At 37.6% G+C, this 3,909-nt stretch carries 4 protein-coding genes; all 4 read left to right on the top strand.

The genetic code is table 11. The features are described from left to right. The coding region (locus HRT72_03665; GenBank protein ID NQY66804.1) for a PASTA domain-containing protein at positions 1-902 on the top strand (902 nt) is incomplete at its 5' end. Continuing rightward, positions 902-2,365, top strand: coding sequence for a UDP-N-acetylmuramoyl-L-alanyl-D-glutamate--2,6-diaminopimelate ligase (locus HRT72_03660; protein ID NQY66803.1), 1,464 nt, complete (start codon positions 902-904; stop codon positions 2,363-2,365). The genes HRT72_03665 and HRT72_03660, both read left to right, overlap by 1 nt. Next, positions 2,365-3,618 (top strand): phospho-N-acetylmuramoyl-pentapeptide-transferase, encoded by a 1,254-nt coding sequence (locus HRT72_03655; GenBank protein NQY66802.1) that lies wholly within the window; start codon positions 2,365-2,367, stop codon positions 3,616-3,618. The genes HRT72_03660 and HRT72_03655 overlap by 1 nt, the downstream gene beginning before the upstream one ends. Positions 3,619-3,627: 9 nt before the next feature. Continuing rightward, positions 3,628-3,909: UDP-N-acetylmuramoyl-L-alanine--D-glutamate ligase (locus HRT72_03650; GenBank protein NQY66801.1), on the top strand; the 282-nt coding region annotated here is incomplete at its 3' end.

Raw genomic sequence — 3,909 nt, 5'->3', positions numbered from 1 at the left:
AACCAGTACTAATTGATGTTAATAGCGATGCCTGGTCTGGAACTACGCTTCCGTCCATGGCTATCGGATATTCTACTAGATTCTCGCCTCTTCAAATTCTTACACTCTATAATGCGGTCGCAAACAAAGGAAAAATGGTAAAGCCATTATTAGTAAAGGAAATTAGTGATAAGGGTAAGCTTATAAAGCGATTTAGTACGGAAGTTTTAGAAGAAGAAATATGTTCTGAATCTACAATTGAGAAGGTTCATGAGATGCTAGTTGGTGTAGTTGAAAATGGAACGGCGCAAATACTAAAGAGTGCTGAGTTTAAAATAGCTGGTAAAACAGGAACGGCTAAAGTTGCGGACAAAGATAAAGGCTACGGAAAGCGCATATATAGAGCCTCTTTTGCAGGGTATTTTCCAGCGGATAATCCAAAGTACTCGTGTATAGTTGTGGTGAGCGAGCCTACTCGGTTTGATTATTATGGCGCCTCTGTTGCTGGACCAATCTTTAAGGAAATCGCTAATAAGATTTTTTCTCGAAGCATGGAGTTGCATGAAGAATTGGCTGACATGGAGAGTAAAGCTAATTCGAGAGTGCCATATTCTAAGCACGGTTATAAGAAGGATTTAGTAAAAGTGTTTGAGGGAATTGGTGTGGAAACGGAGATTTCAGAATCTGCAAGCGACTGGGTAGTATCAAGTACAAATCAGGAATCTGTAAGCCTTCAGAATAGAAAAATAATTAGCAACCTAGTGCCAAATGTAATTGGTATGGGATTAAGAGATGCAATCTATTTGCTTGAGAATTCGGGATTAAATGTGATAACAGAAGGAAGGGGTGTTGTGAAAGAGCAATCAATTACTCCAGGACAAGCAAGCCGTGGAAACCAGAAAATATATTTGAAACTATCATAGTGAAGGTTTTAAAAGACATATTATATAAAGCAGGTATTGTAGACATTATTGGGTCTACGGATATTGCTGTACAGTCTATCCATTCTGATTCTAGAGAAGTGGGAGAGGAGTCCCTCTTTATCGCTGTTAAGGGAATTCAAGTAGACGCGTATAAATATATCGGTCAAACTATTTTAGAAGGTGCCATTGCCATTGTTTGTGAGAAGATGCCTTCTGAAATTATTAAGGGCATCACATACATACAAGTTGAAAACAGTCAAGTAGCTCTTCCAATAATAGCCTCTAATTTCTATAACTGTCCTTCTGAAAAGTTAAACCTGATTGGTATAACTGGGACAAATGGAAAAACAACTACAGTTACATTATTGCAAAGTGTATTTATTGAATTAGGCTATAAAGTTGGTTTACTATCTACAGTTGTAAATATGATCGGCGACGAAAAGATTGCTTCTACGCACACAACTCCTGATCCTATTCAGCTAAACCAATTATTATTTAGAATGGTGGATGAGGGATGCACCCATTGCTTTATGGAAGTAAGTTCACATGCGATTGTCCAAGAGAGAATCGCAGGTTTGAAATTCAAAGGAGCCGTATTTACCAATATTAGCCACGATCATTTGGATTACCACGGTACATTCAAAGAATACATTAATGCGAAAAAGAAATTTTTTGATGAGCTTTCAAAAGATGCTTTCTCATTAATTAATATGGACGATCGAAACGGAGACATAATGGTTCAAAACACTGCATCCACTGTTCATTCATTTGCTCTAAAAACCATGGCTGAATTTAAGTCGAAGGTAATAGAGAATGACATTTCGGGTCTTCATTTAATGCTAGATGATAATGAAGTTTGGACAAGGTTGATTGGAGAGTTTAATGCTTACAATCTACTTGTTGTATATGGAGTTGGTATGTTATTGAAAGAAGATAAGTTGGCTTTATTAACCGCGATAAGTAATCTCACAGCTGTTGAAGGAAGATTTCAAAGAGTAGAATCAATAGAAAGCATTAAGGCCATAGTTGACTATGCACATACACCAGACGCGTTGAAGAATGTTTTAGATGCCCTGCATGATGTTCGGGCTGGAACAGGAAAAATAATTACAGTAATAGGATGTGGAGGCAATAGAGATGTTGCTAAACGTCCATTAATGGCAAAGGTAGCTTGTGAAATGAGCGATAAGGTGATTCTCACTTCAGATAACCCAAGGAATGAGAGTGCTGATGCTATAATTAAGGAAATGGAAAAAGGTGTTAACGCTGTTAATCAAAGAAAAACACTTTCTATAGTAAATAGAAAGGAAGCAATTAAAACTGCTTGTTCACTTGCCGATCATGGCGATATTATTTTGGTTGCAGGTAAAGGACATGAAAAATACCAAGAAATTAATGGCGAGAAATTGCCATTTAACGACGTGCAAATATTAGAAGACACACTTAAAATGATGGAGGACTGATGATATACTATCTATTTAGATTCCTTCAGGAGCACTTCAATATGCCAGGGGCTGGTTTGTTCGATTATATCACTTTCCGAACTGCCATGGCAATCTTTGGTTCGCTGGCAATCTCATGGTTATTTGGTGGCAGGATTATTAAACTACTGCATCAGATGCAAGTTGGTGAAACAGTTCGGGACCTTGGTTTAAAAGGTCAGATGGAGAAACAAGGAACACCAACTATGGGTGGACTTATAATCTTGTCTGCGATAATTATTCCAACCTTATTATTTGCTGATTTACGAAACGTTTATGTTGTTCTTCTCATTGTAGTTACTGCTCTACTTGGATTAATTGGTTTCACGGATGATTATATCAAAGTATTTAAGAAGGATAAAAAAGGACTTGCTGGTAAGTTTAAAATATTGGGTCAAGTAGCGGTCGGAATTATTGTAGGGGTTACAGTTTACTTCCACCAAGATATTATTACCAAAGTAGAAATACCTGCAGAAGTTGTTGCAAGTGTTGATGCGGAAGACGTAACGGAAGTTGAAGATTCTGAAGGTGAAATACATTACATGTTGAGTAGAAAAATGCCTAACACTACTATTCCTTTTGTTAAGGATAATGAACTTAACTACTCTTCAATACTGGCTTGGATCAGTCCCGAACTGAGATCTTATACTTGGGTACTTTATATACTAGTTGTGATATTTATTATTGCGGCTGTTTCTAACGGCGCAAACATGACAGACGGTCTAGACGGTTTGGCAACCGGTACGTCAACAATTATAGTATTTACTCTTGCACTCTTTATTTACATCTCTGGTAATCTGATGTTCTCAGATTACTTGAACATTATGTACATCCCGAATATCGGTGAGCTTACTGTTTTTGTAGGAGCCTTTCTAGGTGCATGTATAGGTTTCTTATGGTACAATGCATATCCAGCCCAAGTGTTTATGGGAGACACCGGAAGTTTGGCAATAGGTGGCATCATTGCAGCCTTAGCAATAGTGGTAAGGAAAGAATTATTGATACCTGTTTTGTGCGGAGTTTTCTTAATCGAAAACATGTCTGTAGTAATGCAAGTAGCATGGTTTAAATACACGAAGAAAAAATATGGCGAAGGCCGAAGAATATTCTTGATGGCTCCTTTGCATCATCATTTTCAGAAGAAAGGAGTGCATGAAGCAAAGATAGTATCGAGGTTCTGGATTATTGGAATTATGCTGGCGTTGGCAAGTATTATTACACTGAAACTGAGGTAGGAATTAAGGATGAGGATAGCAATTTTAGGTGCAGGCGAAAGCGGAGTTGGAGCAGCTATTCTCGGAAAACAGAAAGGGTTGTATGTATTTGTATCCGACAGAGGGGAGATAAGAGAAGAGTATAAGAACGTTCTTTCAAAGTTTGAAATTGAATGGGAAGAGAAGCAGCATTCTGAAGAAGAAATATTGCACTCGGACGAAATAATAAAAAGTCCGGGGATTCCAGAAACGGCCGAAATCATTAAAAAGATTAGGTCTAAGGGAATCAGAATTATTTCTGAATTAGAATTT

The sequence above is a fragment of the Flavobacteriales bacterium genome (assembly GCA_013214975.1).
Taxonomy (GTDB): domain Bacteria; phylum Bacteroidota; class Bacteroidia; order DT-38; family DT-38; genus DT-38.
Note: the sequence above shows the minus strand (reverse complement) of the source record. Positions and strands in the feature narration are given on the sequence as shown.

What these genes read in the sequence shown, in the direction of transcription:
- HRT72_03655 (NQY66802.1), top strand. Translation starts at nt 2,365, where the DNA reads ATGATATACTATCTATTTAGATTCCTTCAGGAGCACTTCAATATGCCA.